The 26508-nt window shown below is 64.5% G+C and carries 19 protein-coding genes and 1 pseudogene; 13 read left to right on the top strand and 7 right to left on the bottom strand.

Annotation, left to right across the window (positions count from 1 at the left end; genetic code table 11):
* The first annotated feature begins 37 nt into the window (after nucleotides 1–37).
* Complete coding sequence (locus ACIQYU_RS05135) at nucleotides 38–925, top strand: dihydrodipicolinate synthase family protein (RefSeq protein WP_233687129.1); 888 nt, start codon at nucleotides 38–40, stop codon at nucleotides 923–925.
* A gap of 38 nt (nucleotides 926–963) precedes the next feature.
* Here ACIQYU_RS05135 and ACIQYU_RS05130 read toward each other — a convergent pair whose 3' ends face one another.
* Nucleotides 964–2475, bottom strand: coding sequence for a PLP-dependent aminotransferase family protein (locus ACIQYU_RS05130; protein ID WP_402798438.1), 1512 nt, complete (start codon nucleotides 2473–2475; stop codon nucleotides 964–966).
* Nucleotides 2476–2578: 103 nt separating this feature from the next.
* Between ACIQYU_RS05130 and ACIQYU_RS05125 the strand changes: the two genes are divergently transcribed.
* Together ACIQYU_RS05125 and ACIQYU_RS05120 are read left to right on the top strand one after the other, a co-directional pair.
* Nucleotides 2579–3793, top strand: coding sequence for a benzoate/H(+) symporter BenE family transporter (locus ACIQYU_RS05125; protein WP_207831782.1), 1215 nt, complete (start codon nucleotides 2579–2581; stop codon nucleotides 3791–3793).
* Nucleotides 3794–3852: 59 nt separating this feature from the next.
* A complete protein-coding gene (locus tag ACIQYU_RS05120) occupies nucleotides 3853–5049 on the top strand; it encodes an MFS transporter (RefSeq protein WP_233687131.1) in 1197 nt (398 codons plus the stop codon).
* Nucleotides 5050–5435: 386 nt separating this feature from the next.
* On the opposite strand, the gene ACIQYU_RS05115 is transcribed toward ACIQYU_RS05120, so the two are convergent.
* Nucleotides 5436–6743: a DUF2235 domain-containing protein gene (locus tag ACIQYU_RS05115; RefSeq protein WP_207831786.1), complete on the bottom strand. Its 1308-nt coding sequence runs from the start codon at nucleotides 6741–6743 to the stop codon at nucleotides 5436–5438.
* 229 nt (nucleotides 6744–6972) lie between these two features.
* Here ACIQYU_RS05115 and ACIQYU_RS05110 point away from each other — a divergent pair, with 229 nt between their 5' ends.
* From ACIQYU_RS05110 to ACIQYU_RS05080, 7 genes are all read left to right on the top strand, one after another.
* Complete coding sequence (locus tag ACIQYU_RS05110; RefSeq protein ID WP_013971644.1) at nucleotides 6973–7932, top strand: MoxR family ATPase; 960 nt, start codon at nucleotides 6973–6975, stop codon at nucleotides 7930–7932.
* A gap of 4 nt (nucleotides 7933–7936) precedes the next feature.
* Nucleotides 7937–8881 carry a DUF58 domain-containing protein gene (locus tag ACIQYU_RS05105; protein ID WP_207831788.1) on the top strand — a complete coding sequence of 315 codons (945 nt, stop codon included), beginning with the start codon at nucleotides 7937–7939 and terminating at the stop codon, nucleotides 8879–8881.
* Between the two features lie 13 nt (nucleotides 8882–8894).
* Nucleotides 8895–9389, top strand: coding sequence for a DUF4381 domain-containing protein (locus tag ACIQYU_RS05100; protein ID WP_402798434.1), 495 nt, complete (start codon nucleotides 8895–8897; stop codon nucleotides 9387–9389).
* Nucleotides 9382–10458: a VWA domain-containing protein gene (locus ACIQYU_RS05095; RefSeq protein ID WP_207831791.1), complete on the top strand. Its 1077-nt coding sequence runs from the start codon at nucleotides 9382–9384 to the stop codon at nucleotides 10456–10458. Before ACIQYU_RS05100 ends, ACIQYU_RS05095 begins: the two co-directional genes overlap by 8 nt.
* Entirely contained in the window at nucleotides 10455–12173 is a 1719-nt protein-coding gene (locus ACIQYU_RS05090; RefSeq protein WP_087502393.1) for a tetratricopeptide repeat protein, read from the top strand. Before ACIQYU_RS05095 ends, ACIQYU_RS05090 begins: the two co-directional genes overlap by 4 nt.
* The gene (locus tag ACIQYU_RS05085; protein ID WP_087502394.1) at nucleotides 12170–13804 is read left to right on the top strand and encodes a BatD family protein; all 1635 of its coding nucleotides are present in this window, start codon (nucleotides 12170–12172) and stop codon (nucleotides 13802–13804) included. Before ACIQYU_RS05090 ends, ACIQYU_RS05085 begins: the two co-directional genes overlap by 4 nt.
* A 443-nt stretch (nucleotides 13805–14247) precedes the next feature.
* Nucleotides 14248–14514 carry a hypothetical protein gene (locus ACIQYU_RS05080; protein WP_233694783.1) on the top strand — a complete coding sequence of 89 codons (267 nt, stop codon included), beginning with the start codon at nucleotides 14248–14250 and terminating at the stop codon, nucleotides 14512–14514.
* Between the two features lie 200 nt (nucleotides 14515–14714).
* On the opposite strand, the gene ACIQYU_RS05075 is transcribed toward ACIQYU_RS05080, so the two are convergent.
* The 4 genes and pseudogenes from ACIQYU_RS05075 to ACIQYU_RS05060 all read right to left on the bottom strand — a co-directional run bounded on the left by ACIQYU_RS05075 (nucleotide 14715) and on the right by ACIQYU_RS05060 (nucleotide 20478).
* The gene (locus tag ACIQYU_RS05075; RefSeq protein WP_233687134.1) at nucleotides 14715–15146 is read right to left on the bottom strand and encodes a DUF2628 domain-containing protein; all 432 of its coding nucleotides are present in this window, start codon (nucleotides 15144–15146) and stop codon (nucleotides 14715–14717) included.
* Nucleotides 15147–15324: 178 nt separating this feature from the next.
* Nucleotides 15325–15591: pseudogene (locus tag ACIQYU_RS05070) on the bottom strand (hypothetical protein); the annotation flags it as partial.
* Between the two features lie 143 nt (nucleotides 15592–15734).
* Nucleotides 15735–16289 carry a hypothetical protein gene (locus tag ACIQYU_RS05065; protein WP_402798430.1) on the bottom strand — a complete coding sequence of 185 codons (555 nt, stop codon included), beginning with the start codon at nucleotides 16287–16289 and terminating at the stop codon, nucleotides 15735–15737.
* On the bottom strand, nucleotides 16282–20478 hold the full coding sequence (locus tag ACIQYU_RS05060; RefSeq protein WP_402798429.1) for an RHS repeat-associated core domain-containing protein: 4197 nt from the start codon (nucleotides 20476–20478) through the stop codon (nucleotides 16282–16284). Before ACIQYU_RS05060 ends, ACIQYU_RS05065 begins: the two co-directional genes overlap by 8 nt.
* Nucleotides 20479–20785: 307 nt before the next feature.
* Here ACIQYU_RS05060 and ACIQYU_RS05055 point away from each other — a divergent pair, with 307 nt between their 5' ends.
* Genes ACIQYU_RS05055 through ACIQYU_RS05045 form a run of 3 tightly spaced genes read left to right on the top strand, consistent with a single transcriptional unit; the run spans nucleotide 20786 to nucleotide 26255 of the window.
* The gene (locus tag ACIQYU_RS05055) at nucleotides 20786–22024 is read left to right on the top strand and encodes an exonuclease SbcCD subunit D C-terminal domain-containing protein (RefSeq protein ID WP_013971635.1); all 1239 of its coding nucleotides are present in this window, start codon (nucleotides 20786–20788) and stop codon (nucleotides 22022–22024) included.
* Nucleotides 22021–25665, top strand: coding sequence for an SbcC/MukB-like Walker B domain-containing protein (locus ACIQYU_RS05050; protein ID WP_402798427.1), 3645 nt, complete (start codon nucleotides 22021–22023; stop codon nucleotides 25663–25665). Before ACIQYU_RS05055 ends, ACIQYU_RS05050 begins: the two co-directional genes overlap by 4 nt.
* The gene (locus ACIQYU_RS05045) at nucleotides 25662–26255 is read left to right on the top strand and encodes a glutathione S-transferase (protein ID WP_207831798.1); all 594 of its coding nucleotides are present in this window, start codon (nucleotides 25662–25664) and stop codon (nucleotides 26253–26255) included. Before ACIQYU_RS05050 ends, ACIQYU_RS05045 begins: the two co-directional genes overlap by 4 nt.
* Before the next feature lie 49 nt (nucleotides 26256–26304).
* Here the strand turns inward: ACIQYU_RS05045 and ACIQYU_RS05040 are convergent, their stop codons facing one another.
* Nucleotides 26305–26484 carry a hypothetical protein gene (locus ACIQYU_RS05040; RefSeq protein ID WP_402798425.1) on the bottom strand — a complete coding sequence of 60 codons (180 nt, stop codon included), beginning with the start codon at nucleotides 26482–26484 and terminating at the stop codon, nucleotides 26305–26307.
* Between the last annotated feature and the right edge of the window lie 24 nt (nucleotides 26485–26508).

Raw genomic sequence — 26508 nt, 5'->3', positions numbered from 1 at the left:
TGTACCCTTTCCTTAACAACGGCAGAGGTGCCTGGTTATGTCTACACCTGTAATTCGCGGCGTTATCGGCTACACCATCACTCCCTTCACGCCAGACGGCACGCTCGACCTGGATGCCTTGGGCACGTCCATCGACCGCCTGATCGCCGACGGCGTACACGCCATCGCACCGCTGGGCAGCACAGGCGAAGGCGCCTACCTGTCCGACAGTGAATGGGAAACGGTGGTGCGCTTCAGCCAGGCGCGCATTGCCGGCCGCGTGCCCAGCGTGGTCAGCGTCTCCGACCTGACCACCGCACGTACCGTGCAGCGCGCCCGCCTGGCACAGGCATGCGGCGCCACCGCGGTGATGGTGCTGCCCATCTCCTACTGGAAGCTCACCGAAGCCGAAGTGGTCGCCCACTACAAGGCGGTGGGTGCGGCCATCGACATTCCGGTCATGCTCTACAACAACCCCGGCACCAGCGGCACCGACCTGTCGGTGGAGCTGATCCTGCGCATCCTCAACGAAGTGCCGAATGTGACCATGGTCAAGGAAAGCACTGGTGACATCCAGCGCATGCACCGCCTGTTCAAGGCCACCGATGGCCAGGTGGCCTTCTACAACGGTTGCAACCCGCTCACCCTGGAAGCCCTGGTGGCCGGCGCCACCGGCTGGTGCACCGCCGCACCCAACCTGATCCCGGCGCTGAACCTGGCGCTTTGGGACGCGGTGCAGCAAGGCGACCTGGCCGAAGCCCGCGCGCTGTTCTACCGCCAGTACGAACTGCTGGAGTACATCACCCGCCGTGGTCTGCCCACCACCATCAAGGCCGGTTTGAAAATGCTCGGCCAGGATGTCGGCGCGCCACGCCTGCCCCTGCAGCCGCTGGATGCGCAAGGCTGCGACTATCTGAAGAGCCTGCTGGTAGAGCTGGCCAACTGACCGCGACAACTGCCCCGGCGGCGTCCTGCTGCCGGGCCTCAGCGCAACAGCTTTGCGCCCCCTTGGCTGGCCTCGACCTGGCGCAATACCTTCGCCAGTTTCGCCACGGCCATCGCCAGCTCGCCCGGGGTATGCGCCGCAAACCCCATCAACACTTCCGCCTCCCCCCTCGACGACGCATACAGGGCACTGAGCCCCAACAGGTCTATGCCTGCCGCCTGCGCCGCCTTGACCACGAGTTCTTCAGGCATCGGCCTGGTGAAAACACAGGGCATCTGCATGCCGCCCGCCGGCACGCGCGCGACAAGAAAATCGGACAGCTGCGCCTGCACCAGCGCCGCCAGTGCATCGCGGCGCTCGGCATAGATTGTCCGCATCAAGCGCACATGGGCACCGAAGTGCCCACCTTCGATGAACCTGGCCAGGGTCAGTTGTGCCAGCGAAGCCGTATGCCCGTCCTGCAACGTCCGCGCTGCGGTCATCGGCCCGACCAGTTGCGGCGGCAAGACCATGTAGGCAATGCGCAAGCCGGCGAACAGGGATTTGGTGAACGTGCCGATATAAACCGTCCGGTCGTGGGCATCCAGGCCTTGCACGCACGCGGTGGGTTTGCCGGCATAGTGAAACTCGCTGTCGTAGTCGTCCTCGATGATCCAGGCGCGTTGTTGCCGTGCCCACTCGATCACCGCCAGACGCCGGTCCAGGGACAGGGTCACGCCAGTAGGGAACTGGTGCGACGGGGTCAGGAAAACAGCCCTGGCATGGGGGGCCAACCGTGGGATCTGCTCGACCTGCATGCCGTCGGGGTCCACGGCCACGGCAATGCAATGCAGGCCAGCAGCAACCAGCGCCTTCCTGGCGCCATGGTAAGCCGGGTCTTCGATAACCACTTGGTCGCCGGCATCGGCCAGTACGTGGGCACACAGGCTGAACGCCTGCTGCGAACTGGTGAGGATCAGCACGCGATCGGCCGTGGCCTGTGCGCCACGCTCGAGATTGACGTAATCGGCAATCGCCCGCCGCAGTGGCTCGGTGCCTTGCGCGGCGCTGTGCAGCAGCGCCTGGGTGCCATGTTCCCTGAACACCTGCCGCTGCAGCTTTTCCCAGGTCTGCAAGGGGAAGTTGCGCGTTTCTGCCACCCCCGGCGCAAACGGCCGAGGGACGAAGAAATTGTGCACCCCGCCCTCCTGGCACAGCGCCTGGCCCCGGCGGCTGAGCGCTGGCGGCTCGACCGGGGCTTTCACCCTTCGGCCCCGGGCGCGCGCCGGCAGGTGCTGCGTACGGGGTGAGACGAAGCTACCACTACCCACCCGGCGCTCGATGAAGCCTTCGGCGTGCAACTGGCCATAAGCGGCCTCGACCGTGTCCCGCGACACAGCCAGCGAGGTCGCCAGTGCACGCGAGGCGGGCAAGGCCTTACCCACGGGCAATGCCCCTTCGAGAATCAGCTGGCGTATCGCCCGCTGGATCCGCACGTGCAAAGGCAGCGACGCGCGCGCCGGGTCGCCGATCCAGGCTTTCACCGACTCCAGTTGTGCATGCTTGAACATTGGTATGGCCATGTATCGAAAAGTGGCTGGGCTATACCGGCCATTCTAACGCTATAAAAACCAGGCTTTCCAACCCCTATGCGCCAGAACGCCCGAGGCCCCGATGAACACGCCCGCACACACCGCACCAACCCCGCTCCGGCTGACAGACATCCTTCACCCCGTGGTGGCGGGGATCGTTTCGGTCATCGTCAATTACGGCGGCACCTTCATCCTGGTGTTCCAGGCCGCCAAACTGGCCGGGCTGAGCCCGGAGCTGACTTCATCATGGGTCTGGGCCGTATCGATCGGCGTTGGCTTCAGTGGCCTGGCCCTGTCCTGGTACAGCCGCGAGCCGGTGATCACCGCCTGGTCCACGCCGGCCGCTGCGTTCCTGGTCACGGCGCTGGCCAGCGTGCCCTACAGCGAGGCCATCGGCGCCTACCTGCTGTCGGCCGCCGGCTTCGTGATCCTGGGGCTGACCGGTTACTTCGAACGCCTGGTGCGGGTCATTCCCGGCGGGATTGCCGCCGGGCTGCTGGCGGGTATCCTGTTGCAGTTCGGCATCGGTGCATTCGGAGGCCTGTCGGTCGACCCCGCGCTGGCCGGGCTACTGATCGCGGCCTATGTGACATTCAAACGCTTCACCGCCCGCTATGCCGTGGTAGGCATTCTGCTGCTGGGCCTGGGCTACCTGCTGCTCCAGGGCCAGGTGGACCTGACAGCGCTCAGGCTGGAGTTCGCCACGCCGTTGTTCACCGCGCCCACCTTTTCCCTCAACGCCGCCCTGAGCGTGGCCCTGCCGTTGTTCCTGATCACCCTTACCGGTCAGTACATGCCAGGCATGCTGGTGCTGCGCAACGATGGCTTCAAGACCAGCGCCAACCCGATCGTGGCAGTCACTGGCCTGGGCTCGTTGCTGATGGCACCGTTCGGGTCGCACGCTTTCAACATCGCGGCCATCACCGCCGCCATCTGTACTGGCAAGGAGGCCCACGAAGACCCGGACAAACGCTGGGTCGCGGGTATCGCTGCCGGTGTCTGCTACATCCTCGTGGGGGTGTTCGGCGTCACCCTGGCCAGTGTGTTCATGGCCCTGCCGGCCACCTTCATCACCACTTTGGCCGGCCTTGCCCTGCTGGGCACCATCGGCACCAGCCTGGCCAGCGCAATGGTCGATGCCCGTTCGCGCGAAGCGGCACTGATCACTTTCCTGGCGGCGGCGGCCAACATCAGCCTGTTTGGCATAGGCGGCGCGTTCTGGGGGCTGGTCATAGGCTTGCTGGCCTATGCCGTACTGAACGGCCGACTCCCCGGTTTCAGCCACTCTCCCCGGTAAGCGGGCTTTCCAACACCCTGCCGTGCGCCAGGTGCGCACGCCCTGCAACAGGTATCGACATGCCCAAAGCTGGCCCCAAGCTTCTAACCCAAATTGCTGCCGTGCATTTCGTCAGCCATGTGCACATCATGCTGATCCCGGCGCTGCTACCCGTGCTCCCCGGCTTGCTGGGGGTAGGGTTCGTCGAACTCGGCGTGGCCCTGGCCGTGTTCAACATCGTCTCCGCCCTGGTGCAGGCGCCGCTGGGCTATGCCGTCGACCATTACGGTGCGCGCAAGGTGCTCAAGGCAGGCTTGCTGCTGGGCAGCCTCAGCTTCCTGCTGGTTGCTGTCAGCCCCGGCTATACGCTGCTGTTGGTGGCGATGGCCATGGCCGGTCTGGCCAATGGCGTGTACCACCCGGCCGACTATGCGCTGCTGGCCAACGGCATCGAACAAGGCCGCCTGGGGCGGTCGTTCTCGATCCATACCTTTGCCGGCTTCCTCGGCTCGGCGGTAACGCCAGCAATGTTTCTTGGCATTGCTGCCGTGTCGGGCGCACAGGCAGCCCTGGCGGCAGGCGCCGCAGCGGGGCTTGCCGCCTGGCTGTTGATATCGGTGCCAGGCAGTGGCGTCTATCAGGTCGCCAGGCCTGGAATCACAGGTAGCGCTAGCTCCCCAGCAGCTCGTGTGCGACTGTTCACGCCCATGCTCGGGGTGCTGACTGTGCTGTTCATGTTGCTCAACCTGAGCACCAGTGCCATCGAAAAGTTCTCCGTGGCCGCGCTCGTCCAGGGCCAAGGTCTGACCCTGGCCTGGGCCAACACGGCGCTCACGGCGTTTCTGCTCAGCAGTGCCGTGGGTGTGCTATGCGGTGGAGCCCTGGCTGACCGGACCCGTCGTCATGGCCTGGTGGCGGCATTGGCCTTTGCCCTGGCCGCGGCGTTGACGGCGCTGGTGGCCCTGGGGCTGCTGCGGGGCTGGGGGTTGGTAGTGGTGCTGGGCGCCATTGGCTTGCTGACCGGGGTCATCGCCCCGTCGCGGGACATGCTGGTCAAGGCGGCGGCGCCACGCGGGGCCGAGGGCAAAGCCTTCGGGCTGGTCTCGACCGGCTTCAGCATCGGCGGCGCACTCGGGCCGGTGGCCTTTGGCTGGATGCTCGACCAGCAACTGCCCAACGGGGTGTTCGTGGCGTCGATCGTGTTCATGCTGCTGACGGTGCTGCTGACCCTGGCACAGGAAGCGTATTCGGCCAGGAAACGTCGACACCCGGCATGAACCCTGGGGCTGCGTTGCAGCCCTATCGCCGGCAAGCCGGCTGCCACCTCGATCGCACTGCCTTCAAGGCCTGGGACCGGCGCAAATCCCTGTGGGAGCGGGCGTGTCGAGGCGTCGAACCGCCGCGAACACCGGCAAAGCCGGTGCCATACACTGCGTCGTCTGCTTCGCGGGCACGCCCGCTCCCACAAGGGAAGGTGACATACTCTCGAACATTGTTCCCTGTGCGACAGCGCAGCCCAAAGGGCTGGGCAATCTCCCACAAGGATTGCGCACGCTTCGAGATTTTGAACAAGACCGTTGCTCCACCTCGACCGCAATGATCGCAACCCACACGCTATCCCTGTGGGAGCCGGCTTGCCGGCGATCAGGCCGGTACAGGCTGATCAAGCTGCCGGGTTCGCGTGCGCCACCCGCCCTCCTGCCGCCGGCCGATTGACGAACAGCACATCCAGCACACTGTTGTGCAACCCCTTCAACGCATTCCAGTTCGCCGACGCATGCACGTACCTGTCGCGCAACAATTGCTGTTCATCCTCGGTCAACCCAGGCTGTTCGTATTCACCCAAGGCAAACCCATGCAACTTGCGGCTGATGCCCAGCAGCTCATCCGGCAGCCGATGCTCAGCCTGCCCGCCCAATGGCGCAAACGGCACCCCCGCCCGCACCGCCAGCTCGCGCATGATGCTCAGGTACACCCGGGAAAGCTGCCCCGCCACTTCCCGTTCGCGGTACACCGCCGCGTACACCTGCTTTTGCGCCTCACTCGACCGGCCACCGGCAATCGGAACCTCCCAGGCCAGCACCCGTGGCCTGGGCGCGCCCATTTCGCCAAATGACGACGCCAGCAACGCACTGACTGAGGCATGCACACGAGTGTGCTCGGCGCGCATATCCAGCGGCACCCGCTGAGACTGCGGTTTGCACAGCAGCACCTGCTCCTGCGTGGTATCCGGGTAACCACCACCAATGTTCGAGTGCACGCCCGGCAACACGATGTCATGGTCGCTGCGCACCAGCGGGAAGTTGTGCCGCTGTTCGTCCCCCGCCACCAACTGCACCACTTGCCGGGCAATGTCCGCGCCCAGGCCCAGACGCAAGCCACCATTGCGGTCATCGGCGGGGTCAAGGTCTCCCTGCAGTGGCGCGATGATCGCCGCCACCGTGTCGAACAGGCCGATGAAGTTGATCCCGATTTCGCAGGGCACAGCCAAGCGCTCGTCGCCGCCATCGTGCAGGAGGTTGGCCAGATGCCGCACCGCCGCCGCGCCGCGACTGAAACCGAACAGGTCGAACTCGACCCGCTCGACCCTTGCCTGCGGATGCGCCTGGCGCCAGTCCTGCAATTGCCCGGCAATCCCCGCCAAGGCCTCGGCGACCCTCGCCTCGGCCCCCAGACGCCCACTCCCGGTGGCCGAGGCATAGGCATTATCCGCCTCCCCCGCCAGGGTGCCCACGCCCTCGACATAGCGTTTCAGAAACACCATGGTCTCATCAGCCGTGCCCCCCTGCGCCGGATACAGCGCATGCAACAGGGCCACATTGCTCAAGGCGTTGCCATAACTGGCACCCTTGCCCCCCGGAGCATCCGCCGGCATCACATTGCTCAGGTTGTTGCCGGTCCCATCAAAGAACACGCCAAAACGCAGGGTGACCGGCGTAATACGTGCTGTGCTGCCGCTGTTCAAGTCCATCCTCGTGCCTCCTGCTTGCGCAAAAACACAAGCAGGCGCCAACACGCCGCAGCGGAACATCAGTCAATGGCCAGTCATATGCAGGACATTTCCGGACCTGCTGGCCCCGGGCAAGGATAAATTTCCCTACCGCCATTGGTCGCCACCCCCCCGGATGGATTAAAGTATCACCCCTTGCCAGGGCAGTTGCCTCCAGCCGCCTGCGGCCCCACACCAGGAACCGTCACCGATGGAACACCGTGAAGCGCTGATCGCGCTGCGCACCTTTCTTTCTTCCCAGATCCTAGGCCAGGAGAAACTGGTCGAGCGGCTGTTGATCGTGCTCCTGGCCGACGGCCACATGCTGGTCGAAGGTGCGCCGGGCCTGGCCAAGACCAAGGCCATCAAAGAGCTCGCCGAAGGTATCGAGGCGCAGTTCCATCGCATCCAGTTCACCCCCGACCTGCTCCCGGCCGACATTACCGGCACCGAAATCTACCGCCCGGAGACCGGCAGCTTCGTGTTCCAGCAGGGGCCGATCTTCCACAACCTGGTGCTGGCCGACGAAATCAACCGCGCCCCGGCCAAGGTGCAGTCCGCGCTACTCGAAGCCATGGCCGAACGCCAGGTCAGCGTGGGTCGCAGCACTTACGACCTGTCGCCGCTGTTCCTGGTCATGGCCACACAGAACCCGATCGAGCAGGAAGGCACCTACCCGCTGCCCGAAGCCCAGCTCGACCGCTTCCTGATGCACGTGAAAATCGGCTTCCCCGACGCTGCGGTAGAGCGGCGCATCCTGTTGCAGGCCCGTGGTGAAGCCCTGGGCGGCGAGACCAAGCCCGAGCGCCGGGTCAGCCAGCAGGCCATCTTCGCCGCCCGCAAGGAAATCCTCGGCCTGTACATGGCCGACGCGGTGGAGGAATACCTGGTGCAACTGGTGATGGCCACCCGCACCCCGGCCAAGTTCGACGCCGAACTGGCCGACTGGATCGCCTACGGCGCCAGCCCGCGTGGCTCCATTTCGCTGGACCGCTGCGCGCGCGCCCACGCTTGGCTGGCCGGGCGTGATTTCGTCAGCCCCGAAGACATCCAGGCGGTGCTGTTCGACGTACTGCGCCACCGCATCATCCTCTCGTTCGAGGCCGAAGCGGCGGGGATCGACCAGGACCGCGTGGTCCAGCGCATCCTCGACGTCGTCGCCGTTGCCTGAGCCCATGCCCACCGCCTCGCTGGCCCAACCCGGCATCCGCATCGGCCTTGCCGAGCTGATCGACATGCGCCACCGCGTGCGCGAAATCCAGCTGTTTTCCCGGCCCGGCCAGCGCAGCCCGCTGGTGGGCCTGCACCACTCCAAACTGCGCGGGCGCGGCGTGGACTTCGACCAGGTACGCGTGTACCAGGCCGGCGACGATGTGCGCAACATCGACTGGCGGGTCACCGCGCGCACCCAGGAACCGCACACCAAGCTCTTCCACGAAGAGCGCGAACGGCCCATCTTCATCCTCGTCGAGCAGAGCCAACGGCTGTTCTTCGGCTCGGGGCTGATGTTCAAGTCGGTGCTGGCTGCCCAGGCTGCGGCGCTGTTCGGCTGGGCCGCGCTGGGCCACAACGACCGCATCGGCGGGTTGGTGTTCGGCGACAACGAACACCACGAAATCAAGCCCCGGCGCAGCAAGCAGAGCCTGCTGCAACTGCTCAACCGCCTGGCCAAGGTCAACCAGGCGCTGCACACCGAGGCCACGCCCGGGGCCGACAGCCTCGGCCTGGCCCTGCGCCGCGCCCGCGAAGTGCTGCGCCCCGGCAGCCTGGCCATCGTGATCTGCGATGAGCGCTCGCTCACCGCCCAGGTGGAACAGCACCTGGCCATGCTCTCGCGCCATTGCGACCTGCTGCTGATGCCGGTGTCCGACCCGCTCGACCACGCCCTGCCCGCCGCCGGCCTGCTGCGCTTCGCCCAGCGCAGCGCGCAGCTGGAGCTCGACACCCTGGACGCCAACCTGCGCCAGGCCTACCGCCAGCAGGCCGAAGCACGCATCGAGCGCTGGGAGCTGATGGCGCAAAAGCTGCGCGTGCTGCTGATGCCACTGAGCACCCAAAGCGAAATGATCGAGCAATTGCGCGAATACCTGAACGCCCAGCGGCCACGGAGCGCGTCATGAAGAGCAGCGGCCAATGAACCCGCTTGATCAACTGCAACCGCTGATTACCCCAGCACCAATCGGCCTGTGGCCACCGGCACCCGGCTGGTGGCTGCTGCTGGCCGTGCTGCCGCTGTTGGCCTGGGGCCTGTGGCGGGTGCGCCGCTGGCGCCCGGGCAAACGCCGCATCGTGCGTGCCGAGCAGCCCTTGGACCCGGTACGCGTGGAAGCGCTGGCCGAACTGGCCCGCCTGCCACGCCCCTACGACGGTGCCCCGGCCGGGGCCTGGCTGCAACAGATCAACGCCCTGCTCAAGCGCCTGTGCCGCAGCCACTACCCGGGCGCCAACAGCCATACCCTCAATGGCCGCCAGTGGCTGGCGTTTCTCGACAACCGCTGCCCGGCCGCCGGCCTGACCCGCTGGATGGTGCTGGTCGAGGGCGCCTACAAACCCGAGTGCAAGCTCGATGACAAGGCCATCGCCGGGCTCAGCCAGGCCGTCGAAACCTGGATCCGCAAGCATGTTTGAACTGGCCTGGCCGTGGGTCTTCGCCCTGTTGCCATTGCCGTGGCTGGCACGCCTGGTACTGCCGGCCGCCGACAGCGGCGAACCGGTGCTCAAGGTGGGCTTCCTCAACGAGCTGGAAGGCCTGGCCGGGCGCCGCGCGCGCCTCAACCTGCCGACCTGGCGCCAGCAGGCGCCCTTTGTCGTCATCTGGCTGTTGCTGCTGTGCGCCGCCGCCCGCCCGCAATGGCTGGGCGACCCGGTGCCAGTGGCCGCCAGCGGCCGCGACCTGCTGGTGGCGGTGGATGTGTCCGGGTCGATGGACTTCCCCGACATGCAGTGGCAGAACGAAGACATCAGCCGCCTCGACCTGGTCAAGGCGCTGCTCGGCGACTTCCTGCAGGACCGCGAAGGCGACCGCGTGGGCCTGATCCTGTTCGGCAGCCAGGCCTACCTGCAGGCCCCGCTCACCTTCGACCGGCGCACCGTGCGCACCTTCCTCGACGAAGCGCAGATCGGCATCGCCGGCAAGAACACCGCTATCGGCGACGCCATTGGCCTGGCGGTCAAGCGCCTGCGCCAACGCCCGGCACAAAGCCGGGTGCTGGTGCTGATCACCGACGGTGCCAACAACGGCGGGCAGATCCACCCGCTGACCGCCGCCCGCCTGGCCGCTCAGGAAGGCGTGCGCATCTACACCATAGGTATCGGCGCCAACCCCGAGGCCAGTGGCACTCCTGGCCTGCTCGGCCTGAACCCGAGCCTGGACCTGGACGAAGCCTCGCTCAAGGAAATTGCCGACATCACCCACGGCACCTACTTCCGCGCCCATGACGGCGCCGAACTGGACGCCATCGGCGACACCCTCGACCAGCTCGAACCTGTGGCCCAGCAACCGACCCAGGCACGCACGGCCAAGGCCCTGTATGCCTGGCCCCTGGCCCTGGCGCTGCTGCTGAGCGTGCTGCTGGTGGTGGCCGTGCAATGGCCCGACAACCTGCTGCAGCGCCTGCTGCGCAAGCCGCGCTTCCTGCAACCGCATCCGGAATGGCGCCAGCGCCTGAAGCGCCTGCGCCTGAGGAGGCGGCGATGATCGAACTGTGGCCCCAATGGTTGCGCCCGCTATGGCTGCTGGCCGTGCCCCTGCTCGGCTGGCTGCTGTACAAACTGTGGCACCGGCGCAAGCGCGCCGGGCGCTGGCAGATGATTCTGCCGCCGGCGTTCCATGGCGTACTGCTAGGCGGTGGCAGCGGCAGCACCAGCAAACTGCCGTGGGTGGCGCTGGGCCTGGCCTGGATGCTGGTGATCCTGGCCCTGCTCGGGCCCAGTTGGCAGCGCGTGGAAGAAAACCGCCAGCGCCCGGCCGACCCGCTGGTGATCCTCCTCGAACTGACCCCACAGATGCTCGCCGAGGACAGCCCGCCCAACCGCCTGGAGCAGGCGCGGCGCAAAATCCTCGACCTGCTGGAACACCGCCGTGACAGTCAGACCGCGCTGGTGGTCTATGCCGGCTCCGCGCACACCCTGGTGCCGCTGTCCGACGACCTGGCTACCAGCCGCAACCTGCTCGAGGCGATCGACCCGTCGATCATGCCCAAACCCGGCCAGCGGGCCGACCTGGCCGTGCAGAAAGGCCTGGCCCTGCTGGCCCAGAGCGGCCTGGGCCAGGGCCGCCTGCTGCTGATCGGCTCGTCGCTCAGCGCCCCGGAGCGCCAAGGCATCGCCCAGGCCCTCGGCCGCCAGGGCCCGAGCCTGCTGATGCTGGGCATCGGCAGCCGCGAAGGCGCACCGGTGCGCCAGGCCAACGGCGAGTACCTCAAGGACGACCAGGGCGGCATCCTGTTGCCGCGCCTGGACAGCGCCAGCCTCAAGGGCTTCATCAGCGGCACGGGCGGGCGCTACCGGCATGCCCGTATCGACGACCTCGACCTTCGTGGCCTGGGCCTGTTCGACAACCCGCGCACCGGGCGCAACGACGGCCGGACCCTGCAACTGGACAGCTGGGCCGACCAGGGTTACTGGCTGCTGCTGCCGCTGTTGCTGCTGGCCGCCTGTGCCGGCCGACGCGGCTGGCTGTTCTGCCTGCCGCTGCTGCTGGCCCTGCCCCAGCCCAGCCAGGCCTTCGAATTCAATGACCTGTGGCTGCGCCCCGACCAGCAAGGTCAGCGCCTGCTGGAGCAAAACCGCCCAGCCAGCGCCGCGCGCCAGTTCCAGGACCCGCAATGGCGCGGCATGGCCCTGTACCAGGCGGGCGACTATAGCGGTGCCGCCGAAGCCTTTTCCCAAGGCGACACGGCCGCCGCCCACTACAATCGAGGCAATGCCCTGGCCCGCAGCGGTGAACTGGAAGCCGCCCTGGACGCCTACGAACAAGCCCTGGAACGCCAACCCGACCTGCAGGCGGCGCTGGACAACCAGGCGCTGGTGCAGCAACTGCTGCAACAGCGCGAGGCCAAGGCCGAGGAGCAACCGGCCAGCAGCGATGCCCAAGGCACGCCCGGCAGCGAAACCGAAGGCAACAGCAGCTCGGCCAACAGCCCGGCCCAGGGCACGCCCGGCAACGACGAACAACCCAGCGCCGAGCAGCCCGGCGAAGGCAGCAGCAACAGCCAGGTAGCACCCGGCAACCAGGCCGGCGCGGATGACAGCGTCATCCAGCCGCCGCAGCGCCCGGTATCGACCAGCCTCGATGCCGAACAGCGCCAGGCCCTGGAACAATGGCTGCGGGAGATCCCCGACAACCCGGCGGAGCTGCTGCGGCGCAAATTCTGGTATGAACAGCAATTGCATCAGGAAACCCCACGATGAGTCGCTTCGGCGTCTTTCTCCTCAGCCTGCTCTGGGCCGTGCTGGCCCAGGCCGAACCAGTGCTGCAGGCCAGCGTTGACCGTACCCGCCTGGAAGCTGGCGAAAGCCTGGAGCTGACCCTGGAAAGCCAGGACGTCACCCAGTTCGGCAAGCCCGACCTGCGCGCGCTGGAGGGTGACTTCGAAGTGCGCGGCACGCGCCAGCTGAACAGCCTGCACAGCCTCGACGGCGAAACCCGCGCCAGCACCCGCTGGATCATCACCCTGCTGCCACGGCGCAGTGGCAGCCTGCGTATCCCCGAGTTGCAACTGGGCCAGTCGCACAGCCAGGCCATCGAACTGCAAGTGCTGCAGGCCGACGCCAGCCGCCAGGACAGCGCCTCGCAGGTGTTCATCGAAGCCACGCTCGACAGCAACGAGGTCTACGTCCAGGCCCAGGCCGTACTCACCCTGCGCATCTACCATTCGGTGGCACTGTACGACGACAGCAGCCTCAGCCCGCTGCAACTGGAGAACGCCAAAGTCGAACCGCTGGGTGAATCGCGCACCTATGAAAAGGAAATCAACGGCGTCCGTCACGGCGTGATCGAAACCCGCTATGCCGTGTATCCCCAGCAAAGCGGCACCCTCGACATCCCGCCGCTGACCTTCACCGCTACCGCCGCCGCCAGCCCGGACGAAGCCCCACAAACCAACGGCACGGCCCGGGCCGGCCACCAGGTGCAGGTCAGCTCGCTGCCGTTACGCCTGGCCGTACGGCCGATTCCGGCGGCCTGGCCGGCTGGCGTGCCGTGGCTACCGGCCCGCAGCCTGACCCTGGAAGAGCACTGGAACCCCGACCCTGGCAACCAGCAGGTGCAGATTGGCGACTCGCTGACCCGCAACATCACCTTGCGTGCCGAAGGCTTGTCCAGCACCCAGCTGCCACCGCTGCCAGCCACCGAAATCACCGGCCTGCGCCGGTACCCCGACCAGCCATTGCTGCGCAACGAAATCAGCGACCGCGGCATGACCGCCAACCGCGAAGAGCGCGAAGCCCTGGTGCCGACCCACAGCGGTACGCTGGCCCTGCCGGCGCTGGAAGTGGCCTGGTGGAACACCCGCGAAGACCACCTGGAGCACAGCAGCCTGCCGGCGCGCACGCTGAATGTGCAGGACAACCCGGCGCTGAGCGCCGACACCCCGGTTGGCGACAACAGCAGTGCCAGCAGCTTGCTGTGGCCCTGGCAGCTGGCCACCCTGGTGTTCGCCCTCACCACCGTGCTGGGCTTTGCCCTGTGGTGGCGCGCCCGCTCGCAGCCAGCGGTGCTGCGCGCCGCGCAGGCCGGGCCGAGCCCGCGTACCTTGCTGGATGATCTCAAGCGCGCGTGCCAGGCCAACGACCCACAGGCAACCCGCCAGGCGCTGGACGCCTGGGCCCGCCAGCAGCCGGAAACCCTGGCCGAGATGGCCGCGCGGTTCGTGCCGTTGTCGGATGCACTGGATGGGTTGAACGGGGCGCTGTATAGCGAGAGCGGGCAGTATTGGCAGGGTGAGGACTTGTGGCGGGCGATCGGTACGATTCCGCCGGCTGAGCAGGTGTTGTTGCCAGCGGGCGAGAACGGCAGCCTGCCGCCGCTCTATCCCAAGTAAGTGGTTGCCTGTGCGGGCCTCTTCGCGGGCATGCCCGCTCCCACAGTGACCGCGCCCGCCGAGAACCTTGCACAGTACCTGTGGGAGCGGGCGTGCCCGCGAACACCGGCGCAGCCGGTGCCACCGTAAGATATTTCTGAACCTGCAACCCAATGCTTCAGAATCAACCCGCTTGGGAATTATCCTACGCGCGCTGCCGAACTATCGCTGTTGTCGGGGAAACACCTCACGGATAACGTTTCCGGGTCGCTTCGGTGACCGGGTGTGAGAACCCGACGATAAGCAAATTCCGTCAGCTTTCATGGCGGCCGCGCGCGGGCAGACTTCGGTCTGGCCGAGTTTTCCTTTGCTTCCTCGGTTTCTCACCCCGCGCACGGCTGCCACCTAAACCCGTGAGAAGGTTGCGGTGGTGGCATTCTCTGATCAAGCAAAGGGTTTGAATCATGAAAAAGATCGTCCCCGATCCACCCGTAAAACTAACGGCCCGCCCCTTCTACACCATCAACCAGGACACACCCTCGGTTGACGCCCTGATCCACCCCCTCCAGCTGATGGCCGGCATCGAAGACTCGCTGGACGAATACATCTGCGCCAATGCCGGCGAGCCCGGCATCAACATACTGGTCAACGCGGTGCATCACGTACAGATGACCAAGGCCTTGGCCGAGTTGCTGTTGCACCGGCAAACCGGGGATATCACCCGGCACTGACTACACAGCCCCAAGACATGCGCGACCCCTGTAGGAGCGGCCTTGTGTCGCGAAAGGGGTGCGAAGCGCCCCCAGGATCTGCGCATCACCGCAAAATCGCCGGGCCGCCTTGCGGCCCTTTCGCGACACGAGGCCGCTCCTACAGAGACCGTGATCAGGGCTTCATCAACCTGCGAGCACCGGTTGAACTGGCTGACGGCTCAGATGAACCGCTGCCCCTCGAACGGGTTCCAGCTCTGCTGCCCTTTGGTCTGCTTCAGGTAGTAGGCACGGTTGGTCAGGAAGCTGTACAGAAACGCAAACGCCATGCTGATGCCGTTATCCACCGGGCGAGGGATCTCGCTACCCGTCGCGATCTCGTAGTAGCTCAGGAGAACGCCGATGGCGATCATGATGGCCAGCATGACCAGGTTCTTCTTCCACAGCCCCAGCACGAACCAGTAGATCGGGCCGAAGAAAAAGGCGATGAAGTTGTTGTTGATCAGCAGCTTCTTGCCAAATGGCAAGGCGCGGAAAGCGGCTTTGTAGGGCTCGGAGGTGGGTGCGCCGTACTGATCGAAGAAGGCGAAACGCTCCCGCCATTTTGGCTTGAGGTTGCCTGGGGTGGATTGGGTTTGTGGGATGCCTTCCATTGGTGACTCCTGTGATCGTCGTCCATGAGTGTCGAATAGCCATGATCATGGCCGGTTCGGAGGGTAAATCAGCATGCCTTTGAGGGCAAGCTTGATACCTCCCGCAAAGCGAGAGCCAAGTCACGAAACACTCAAGGCTTCCAGATCGGCGCGATCAGAAATTCGTTGTTCACCAATTGATGTCGGTCAGGCGACCGAGCGGGTTGTCGTAGTGCAGGTGCACGCGGGTTCCGCCGGTGGCGCTGATGTCGGTCAGCGTACCGTCAGGCGTGCGGGTGAAATGCAGGAAGTGACCGAGAACGTTCTCGATGCGTTGCAGCGGCACTTCGCTGTTGGTGTCTGGCACTTCGCCGAAGTAGAAGAACAGGTTGTCCCGCGTTTGCAGGATGTAGTGGCCGCCCTCGGTGCACACCAGGTACACCTGCTCGTGCGGGTTGCGCTGACCGTATTTGCCCTAAAAATATTTGGCTCCGCCAGCAATTTGGCAGAGCCAGTCTATTTTAACTGTTAAAGATCACGCCATCAAAGTCGTACAACAAAAAATTTACACAGAAAATAACTCTCGGGAAAACTCGACGGCACAGGCATCTAATCCTTAAACTGCACCCCGCGCACCAAGCCATTCTCCAAAACAGACTTGACGCGAGCAGTCACCACAATCGTAGGGCTGTCCTCTTCAGCCCTAACGACATCACTAGAAAGCACCGCCTCATTATCCAAAACTATCTTACTGAACCACCTCGGACCATCTGGCATATAGCTAAGTAACGGCTCACTAACAGATTCTTTCAAGTTAAAGGCTGGTGATTTACCTATAACATTTAATATCTTGTAACCAGTATAGGAAGCCTCACCTATCAGTAGATCCGCATCCACAAACTGAACACCAGAAATACTTTCTCTCCTCATTAGTTCGTAGAGCCGCGGCGAAATCAAATTGGGCCCATCACTGAAAAAAAAATCATAGCTAAGGAGCTTGGAAGTACTGACCCTTTTCGGCCCCTCGAAACAGACTTTTATATCCTTGCTTACAACCACGCACTCTTTGAAAATCCCAGAATCCTCACCAGACAACATCTTTGTCTTCAGCCAATAACTTTCAGGATAGTCATCTGAAATAGAAAGTATAAAATTTTTAGCCACAAGTCGCTCCCCGAACAGAGTTTTTATTCAGCATCGTTTTACCTGCACGCAGACCTTTTCTCTCATCAACCATGACTCCGTGAATAGCCTTCTGGTAGTCCGCTTTGGTCCAGCCATTTTTCTTGCCGTATTCGTGAATAATATCCAGTTTCTTCTCTACAGCCGAATTATATTGCGCGTGAGAGCCACGATGCACCGTTCGCACCGGATGGTTCTCCTCATACTTAGGCAGATAAATAATATTGGACAGCTTATGAATATTCACCTCGCCCGCCTGCATGGCCGCATGATTAGATAGCTGCTGCGGGATAATATGATGCTTCTGGAAACCATCTATCGCAGGCATCGTATTATAGGTAATCCATCCCAAAGGATCCAGCCAGCTAACAGGGTTCGGCGCATATTGATATAAGTTTATTCCGCCTAACAAGCCTATTGGGTCATGCGATATATATTTACCGACCTCCGAATCATAGTAGCGGAACGTGTTGTAGTGCAGTCCCGTTTCGCTATCAAAGTACTGACCTTGGAAACGCAAATTCTGCTCGATCTCATTGATCGGCAGACTCTCTATTGCCCCCCACGAGCGATACGTCGCCTGCCAGACGATCTTACCGTCACTGTCCGTGACCTCCAGCGGCGTACCAATCTGGTCAGTATGGAAATAATAAAGCTTCTGCTCCTCCCCTTCCGCCTGATCAACCCGCGCCAACGGCGCATAGCTACCCGGCTCATACAGATACAGGATGCTCTGCCCCGGCGTCTCCTCACGCAGCATCCTCAGCCCTTGCCAGAGGAAGCGCTTCTGCTCGACCTGCCCATTGATCTCAGCCAGCTTGGCCACCCGCCGCCCCAGGCTGTCATAACGGTAGTGCCCGGCACTCTCCAGCTTGCCATTGACCCATGTCTCCGCCCGCACCAGCCGGTTTTCACCGTCATAGCCCAAGCGCTGCAACCGGTTGCCATATTCCGAGCATTTTTCGATCAGGTTGCCCCACGGGTCGTAGCGGTACTCTTGGTCCCGCCAGTGTGTGATGCGGTTGTCCCTGGACTTGGCAAATTGCCGGGCATTGAAATCCAGGCGGTTGCCCGCAGGGTCGTAACGAAACTCTTCGCTGCCAACCAGCGAGCCCGTATCGCGGCTGCGCAACTGGCCGTTCGCTTCGTACTCGTACTTGATCTCGCCACGCAGCTTGTCGAGCGTACGCACCAGTTCACCTGCCGGGTCGTATTGGTAACGGCGGTGAATCGGGTTGTACGCATGCTCCACCAGCAATGAGGTATTGATACCGGTGTTGTGCACCTGCGAGAGCTTGTCTGCCGGCAAGTTCGAGGCAAACTGCCACGCCTTGCGCCCCATCGCGTCATAACCGAAGCAACTGGTGAGCTTGCCTTGGGTCCGGTACACCTCCCGGTGCAGGTCGTCACGCTCCATGTCGCTGATCACCTGGCCATCCAGGTTCAGCTGGTGCAGATGCCCACTGCCGTAGTACAGGTGATTGACCTTACGACCATCCGGCAGGGTCAGCGTAGTCAGGTTGCCGAGCGGATCGTACTCGTAGCCGAGCGTGCCGTCGGGGGTGATTTCTTTGGTCAGCCGCCCCAGCAGATCGTAGGCGTACTCCAGCTTCTCTTCCGTGATCCCTAGCTGCTTGCCGATCCCGGTCGGCTGCCGCTCGATGCTCAGCAACCGGTCTCCGTCGTCGTACGCGAAGGTCTGGCTCGCATCGCGGTTGATCTTGGCGACCAACCGGCCAATGCTGTCACGCTCGAACAGCGTATGCCGCTCCGGCCGCTCGGCATTTTCGCCATAACCAATCTCATCCAGCCGGGTCAGATGGCCGCCGAGGTTGTAGCTGAAACGCCGGGTCAGGTTATCCACCCGCACTTCTTCAGTCAGCCGGTCCGAGGCGTCATAGGCAAAGCGGTACGTGGCGTTGTTCTCGTTCACCAACCCGGTCAGGCGCCAAGCCTTGTCGTACTCGTAACGAACCACACCTCCTTTCGGGTCCCGGCGGTTACTCGGCAAACCACGGGAAGTGCGTAGCAGGCGGGTGATCTGGCCTTTGCCATCGGTGTGGTCGAGCACCTGACCAAGGTCGTTGTAGGTGAAAGTTTCCGCCGTGCCGTCGGGATGGCTGATGCGCAGCACCTCACCGTCGGGCTTGCGCTCCAGCGTGGTGGTCTGGTTCAGCGCATCGGTTACCGCGACGAGGTGCTGGCGTTCGTCGTAGCGGTACCAGGTGTTCTTGCCCGAACAATCCTGGTAACGCTCGACCTGGGCCAAGGTGTTCCACCACAGGTACTTGGACTTGTAGGTCGCGTCGATGATGGTGTGCGGCAGGCCGTCATCGCTGTTCAGGTATTCGGTCATTTGACCCAGGGCATCGAATTCGGCGAGCAGGTTGCCCTTGGCGTCGTAGCGCGCCCGCCAGGTGCTGCCATCCGGGTAACTGACCTGGGTCACCAGCGTGGTCAGGTGGTGATATTCGTAGGTGGTCTTGCGGCCTAGCGGGTCGGTCTCTTCGAGCAGACGGGAGAATTCGTCGTACTTGAATTGCAGGCAGCTACCGTCCGCCAAGGTCAGGTCGACCATGTTGCCATTGTCGTCCAGCTCGGCGGCGTAGCGTTCGCCGCCGTAGTCGCGGCTGGCGATCACCCGGTGGTCGGGGTTGTACTGCACTTCCAGCTCGCGGCCGAGCACGTCGGTGGCCCAGCTGGTACGGGCATCGAGGTCGTAGCGGAAGTGGTAGTGTTCGCCATCGGTGGTCCAGTGCTCGACCACCCGCGGCTGGCCGCCGAGGGTTTCCCAGCGGTAATGGCAGCCCAGGCCCAGCGCGTTGCTGTGAGTCACCATCAGGCCTTCGGCGTAGCTGAAACTGCGCACGGTGTGGCCGTTGCGGTTGATCACCGCGCTCAGCTGGCCGTGTTCATCGTAGCGGTACTGGGTGAGCGTTTCGACGGCCTGGTCGTTCACCACGCGCTTGATGTCGGTCAGGCGGCCCAGCGGGTGGTCGTAGTGCAGGTGCACGCGGGTACCGCCGGTGGCGCTGATGTCGGTCAGCGTACCATCGGGCGTGCGGGTGAAATGCAGGAAGTGACCGAGAACGTTCTCGATGCGCTGCAGCGGCACTTCGCTGTTGGTGTCTGGCACTTCGCCGAAGTAGAAGAACAGGTTGTCCCGCGTTTGCAGGATGTAGTGGCCGCCCTCGGTGCACACCAGGTACACCTGCTCGTGCGGGTTGTAGATCCGTTCGCCCGGTTGCAGGGTCACGAACGGAACTTTGCGGCCTTGGTTGTCGGTGAGGTAAATGAATGAGCCCCGCCGACGCAGACTTTGCTCCCAGGGCAGCACCCAGCCGCGCCCGAGCACGCGGTCGACGGTAAGGTCGCTGGCGTAGAAACGTGACCACTCGATCGGCATCAGCCCGGGCAGGCTGAAGTCGATCTCGTCGGGGATCAGCTTGCGACCGGTGGTGAGGTCGACCGGGTTGCCAACCAGTCCACCCAACACCTTGCGTGCCACGGGTTCGACCATGTAACGGGCGGCCACTTCGCCGGCAATGAAGCCGGCCGTGAATTTCAGGGCACAAGGTAGGGCGGCCTTCATACCGGCCTGGGTACCCATCTTGAGCACATTCGCGAGGCCACTGGCTGCGCCAGCAATCGCCATCAGCACATCCACGGTAGTGCGCAGCCACTCCGGGACTTCGTCATCCACGGGCAGGTAGCGGTAAGTGCCACCGCCGATGAAGACGTTGTTCGAACCCCCGGAAATGGTCGCGCCGCAGGTCAGCTTGTCGCCCTTGCGCGCCGCCGCGACGCCATTGATGAAGACATTGGTCGAGCCTTCGGCGATCTGCACCGGGCCAGGATGTTTGTCGCAGGCGCCGATGCTTTTTTCGACGCGGGCGGCCTCGCGGCTGTTGATGAACACGTTGGGTGAGGCAGTCGTTATCGTCCCTGAGGGGGATGAGAACAGACTGCCCAGTGCCTCGCCGGCAGCGGTCAGCAAGCTGCCCCCGAGACCTGCCGCGATGCCGGCCAGCAAAGCCACGCCTAACCCGCAAGTGAAGGTGGCGATGGCCACCGTGGCCACCAGTGCGATACCCAGGGCAGCGCCCAGCAGAAAGCCGCCCAATGCGCCGGTGTGTGAAATCTCGTCGCCAAACCTGGCCGCTTCGAACATGAGGGGTTACTCCTGTTCGGCCAAGTTGTGCAACGTGAATGAACGACAAGACTGAAGCAGCGAGCGCTCGGTCAGATCCTTGATCATTGTTGCGTCCTTGAGGCTTGAAACCCAAGGACGCTAGGAAAACGCCGTTAGGCCGTCAATGAACAAGGCGTTCAGTGCGCGGACCTGCTTGTAGGAAAGCACTTACCCGCCAGGAGCGACTGCCTTGCCGCATAGGCTTGGGTTACCATACCGCCCTTGCGCAACACCCATCACCCAAGCCAAGCCCCCGCTTGCTCGACTCGACACCAACAGGTCATCCATGCGTCTGTTTCATACCTCCGACTGGCACCTGGGCCAAAGCCTGCACGGCCAGGAACGCGACTTCGAACACGCCTGCTTCCTCGACTGGCTGCTCGGCCAGCTGCGCCTGCGCCAGCCGGATGCGCTGCTGATCGCCGGCGATATCTTCGACACGGTCAACCCGCCGGTCAAAGCCCAGGAACGTCTCTACGACTTCATCGTCCAGGCCCACGAGCAACAGCCGAAGCTGGACATTGTGATGATCGCTGGCAACCACGACTCCGGCTCGCGCATCGAGCTGCCCGCGGCGCTGATGCGCCGCCTGCGCACCCATGCCCTGGGCCGTGTGCACTGGTTGGACGAGGGCCAGCTGGATGCCGAGCGCCTGCTGATTCCGCTGACCAACGGCCGTGGCAAGGTCGCCGCCTGGTGCCTGGCCCTGCCCTTCCTGCGCCCGGCCGAAGTGACCGGCCCGCAACTGGGTGACGACTACCTGCAAGGCATCACCCAGGTGCACCAGCAGCTGATCGCCGCCGCGCAAAAGAAGCGCAAGAAGGACCAGGCGCTGATCGCCATCAGCCACGCGCACATGGCCGGTGGCGCGGTGTCGGAGGACTCCGAGCGCAGCCTGATCATCGGCAACGCCGAGGCACTGCCGGCCAAGCTGTTCGACAAGGCCATCAGCTACGTCGCCCTGGGCCACCTGCACAAGCCGCAGAAGGTCAACCGCGAAGAACGCATCCGCTACAGCGGCTCGCCGATCCCGCTGTCGTTCGCCGAAATCAACTACCCGCACCAGGTGCTGGAAGTGGAGCTGGACGGCACCGGCCTGGTCAGCGTCGAACCACGCCCGGTACCGCGCGCCGTAGCCCTGCAACGGGTCGGCCCGGCACCACTGGGCGAACTGCTGGAGCAGTTGGCCGAGCTGCCAGTGATCGACCTGCTCGAAGACCCCAACCGCCAGCCCTGGCTGGAGGTGCGGGTGATACTGGACGAGCCGCAACCCGACCTGCGCCAGCAGATCGAAACCGCACTGCAAGGCAAGGCCGTGCGCCTGATCCGCATCAGCGCCGAATACGCCGGCCGCAACAACGCCGAAGACGATGACCTGGCCTTTGTCGAACTGGCCCAGATGACCCCGCAAGACCTGTTCAGCCGCGCCTGGGAGCAGGCCTATGGCAACCCCGCCGACGAACAGGCGCTGGCCGACTTCGCCCTGCTGTTGCAGGACGTGCAGCAGGAAGAGGAACAGCCATGAAGATTCTCGCCATCCGCCTGAAGAACCTGGCATCCCTGGCCGGCCCGGTCGACATCGACTTCACCGCCGAGCCGCTGGCCAGCGCCGGCCTGTTCGCCATCACCGGGCCCACCGGTGCTGGCAAGAGTACCCTGCTCGATGCCCTGTGCCTGGCGCTGTTCGGCACCGTGCCACGCCTGAACGACATTGGCCGCGAAGCCAAGGTGCCGGACGCCGACGGTGAAATCCCCACCTCCGACCCGCGCAACCTGCTGCGCCGCGGCACCGGCAGCGGCTTTGCCGAAGTCGATTTCGTCGGCATCGATGGCCGCCGCTACCGTGCCCGCTGGGAAGCCAACCGCGCCCGCGACAAGGCCAACGGCAAGCTGCAGCACAGCCGCCAGAGCCTCTACGACCTGGACAGCGAGCAGGTGCTGGGCAGCGGCAAGAACGAATACAAGCAGCTGGTCGAAGCTCGCCTGGGCCTGAATTTCGAACAGTTCACCCGCGCGGTGATGCTGGCACAGAGCGAGTTTGGCGCCTTCCTCAAGGCCGATGACAAAGAGCGCAGCGAGCTGCTGGAAAAGCTCACCAATACTGCCATCTATACCCGCCTGGGCCAGCGCGCCTTCAGTAAGGCCCGCGAAGCCGGCGAGGCCCACAACGCCCTGAAGGACCGTGCCAGCCACCTGCTACCGATGGCCACCGAAGCCCGCGCCGAGCTCGACCAGCGTCTGGAGCAGGCGCAACAGCAGTTCAAGGCCGACCAGGCCGGCGAGCGTCAGCTGGAACAGCAACGCAACTGGCTGAACGAGCAGCGCCAGTTGCAGGCCCAGCACGCCGAAGCCGGCACCGCGCTGCAGGCCGCCGAACAGGACTGGCAACAACTGGCTGACCAGCGACTGGACCTCATGCGCCTGGAGCGCCTGGCCCCGCAGCGTCACCAGTTCCACCGCCAACAGACACTGACCGCGCAACTGGCACCGGTGGCAGCGAAGATCGCCGAGCAACAGCAGCAGCAAGCCGAACTGCAGGTGCGCACCAGCGAACTCGAACAGGCGCTGGACGCCGCGCGTCAGGCGCTTGCCGATAGCCAGGCCCGCCACAGCGATAACGCCCCTCGTCTGCGCCAGGCCTTTGCCGCCCAGGACAACCTGGCCCGCCTGGACCAGGAGCTGGCAGCGCAGCGCAGCACCAGCCAACAGGCCGAGCAACAGGTCGCAGAAGGCCAGCAGCACCTGCAGCAGCTGGAAGACAGCCAGCAGCGCAGCCTGCAGCAACTGGCGCAGATCGACACCGCGCTCGCCGACAGCCAGCACCTGGCGGGCCTGGCCAATGCCTGGCACGCCTACCTGCCACAACTGAAGCAGGTGATGCTGATCGGTGGCCGCCTGGCCAAGGGCCGTGAAGAACTGCCCGGCCTGCAGGCCCAGGCCAGCCAGGCCAATGCGCACTTGCAGGCCGAGCGCGATGCCTTCGAGTTGCTGTTCCGCGAGGCCAAGGCCGAACCCCAGGCCCTGGCAGAACAGATCGACTTGCTGGGTGGCATGCTGCAGGACAACCGCAAGCAGCAGCGCGCCGTGGAAGAACTGTCACGCCTGCATGGCCGTGAACTGGAGCTGCGCCAGCAGCTGGAGGCCGTGCGCGAGCGGCAGCAGCAGGCCATGCAGCAACGCCAGCAGCTGATTACCGAAGGCACCGCCGCCAAAGCCGAGCTGGAAGCCGCCGAACAAGCGCTCAACCTCACCCGCCAGTTGCTGGAGCGCCAGCGCCTGGCACGCAATACCAGCGTCGAAGAGTTGCGCGGCCAATTGCGCGACGGCGAACCCTGCCCGGTGTGCGGCAGCGCCGAGCACCCGTTCCACCAGCCTGAAGCGCTGCTGCAAAGCCTGGGTCGCCATGACCAGGCCGAGGAAGACGCCGCGCAGAAACAGGTCGAAACCCTCAACGGCAAGCTGGTGGAGCTGCGCACCCAGCTGGGTGTGGTCAACGCCCAGCTCAAGGACTACCAGCAGCAACAGCAGCAACTGAGCGAACAGCTGCAACCGCTGGTGGCCCAGGTGCAGGCACACAGCCTGTGGCCTGCCCTCGCCCCGCAGGACGACAGGGCCCGCAGTGCCTGGCTCGACAGCCAGCTGCGGCGCCTGGACGAGGAAATCGGCCAGGACGAGAAACGCCAGAGCGCCCTGCTCGCCCTGCAAAAAGATGCAGCCCGTCTCAACCAGCAACTGCAGGCCGCCCAGCAGGCGCAACAGCAGGCCCAGCGCCACCTGGAGCAACAGCATCAGGCCCTGGCCAGCGACGAGCAGCAATTGCAGCAAAGCCTTGACGACCTGGCAGGCGTGTTGCCCGAAGAGGCCCTCAAGGCCTTGAACGACGACCCGGCCAATGCCTTCCTCGCCCTGGACCAGCAGATCGCGCAGCGCCTGCAGCAACTGGAGCAGCGCAAGGACGAACAGGAAGAACAGCAAGCCCGCCAGGCCCAGCTGGACAAGCTGCGCGACCAGCAACAGGCGCGCGTGCAGACCCTGCAGCAGTTGCAGCAGAAGCTTGCCGCCCTCGACGAGCAGCGCCAACAGGCCCAGGCTTCGCTCAGCGAACTGCTGGGCGAGCACGCCAGCGCCGAAGCCTGGCAACAGCACATGGACGCCGCGCTGGAGCAGGCCCGCGCCCTCGATGCCGACACTGCCCAGCGCCTGCAGGACCTGCGCACTCAAGGCGTGCAACTGGCCAGCGAACTCAGGGCCAACACCCAGCAGCAACAGGCGCTGGACGCCGAATGCCAGCAGTTGCAGGGCCAGATCGCCCAGTGGCGTGGTGAACACCCGGAACTGGACGACGCTGGCCTGGATCGCCTGCTGGGCATGGATGACACGCAGGTCAATGAACTGCGCCAACGCCTGCAAGGCGCCGAAAAAGCCATCGAACAGGGCCGCGTACTGCTGCAGGAACGTGAACAACGCCTGCAGCAACATGCCGCGCAAATGACCGTGGACACCTCGGCCGACGCCTTGGAACAGGCCCTGACCGAACTGCGCGAACGCCTGGCCGGCCACGAGCAGCAATGCGCCGAACTGCGTGCACAGCAGGCCGATGACCAGCGTCGCCAACAGGCGCACCAGGCGCTGGCGGCGGAAATCGAGCAGGCCCATCAGCAGTGGCAACGCTGGGCTCGCCTGAACGCCCTGATCGGCTCGGCCTCGGGCGATGTGTTCCGCAAGATCGCCCAGGGCTACAACCTCGACCTGCTGCTGCACCACGCCAACGCCCAACTGCGCCAGCTGGCCCGCCGCTACCGCCTCAAGCGCGGCGGCAGCGCCCTCGGCCTGCTGGTGCTGGACACCGAGATGGGCGACGAACTGCGTTCGGTGCACTCGCTGTCGGGTGGGGAAACTTTCCTGGTGTCGCTGGCCCTGGCCCTGGGCCTGGCCTCGATGGCCTCCAGCACGCTGCGCATCGAATCGCTGTTCATCGACGAAGGCTTCGGCAGCCTCGACCCCGAGTCGCTGCAACTGGCCATGGATGCCCTCGACGGCTTGCAGGCCCAAGGGCGCAAGGTAGCAGTCATTTCCCACGTGCAGGAAATGCACGAACGCATCCCGGTGCAGATCCAGGTGCGCCGCCAAGGCAACGGCCTGAGTGACGTGGAGGTGTGCGGGTGATCCTCTACTCGTTTCGCCGCTGCCCCTGGGCCATGCGCGCGCGCCTGGCCCTGCGCTATGCAGGGTGCGAGGTGGAAATCCGCGAGGTGGCGATGAAGAACAAGCCGGCAGAACTGCTGGCCTTGTCGCCCAAGGGCACGGTGCCGGTACTGGATACCGGTGCCGAGGTACTCGAAGAAAGCCTGGACATCATGCGCTGGGCGCTGGCGCAAAACGACCCGCAGGACTGGCGGCTGCAGGCTGACCCTGTGGCGGCGCAGCAGGCTGAAACACTGATTGCGCGCAACGACAGCACGTTCAAGACGCAGGTAAACCTTTACAAGTATGCCGAGCGCTACCCGGCGCATACCCGCGAGCATTACCGCCAGCAGGCCGAGGCCTGGCTGGCGGAGCTCGAAGGCCTGCTGGCAGGCAGGCCCTACTTGCTGGCCACGCACCCGAGCATTGCCGATGCCGCGTTGCTGCCCCTGATGCGCCAGTTTGCCGGGGTCGAACCGCAGTGGTTCGCCGAGGCGGCTTATCCGCGGGTGCGGAGCTGGCTGGAGGGCTGGTTGGCTTCGGACCTGTTCAAGGCAGTGATGGCCAAGTAAACAACTATCAGCACTACACGGCCCCCTGTGGGAGCGGGCCAGGCTTGAGTCAGTGGTGGTGCTTGCCACTCAATGCCGCATGGAAGTTGGCACTCTGGCGCAGGTACTGCTCGGTGTAGCTATGGGTTGCGGACGCCTTGCCGCTGCTGTCGGCTTGGGCATGCGTCGGCAATACCACCGAAGCGGAAATGGCGGATGCGGCAATGACCGGGAAGAGATTGAAGTTCATCTGGGCTGACCTCGACGGCGGTGG

This window comes from Pseudomonas sp. NPDC096925, assembly GCF_044762545.1.
GTDB lineage: Bacteria > Pseudomonadota > Gammaproteobacteria > Pseudomonadales > Pseudomonadaceae > Aquipseudomonas.
This window is presented reverse-complemented; position numbering and strand designations above follow the sequence as displayed.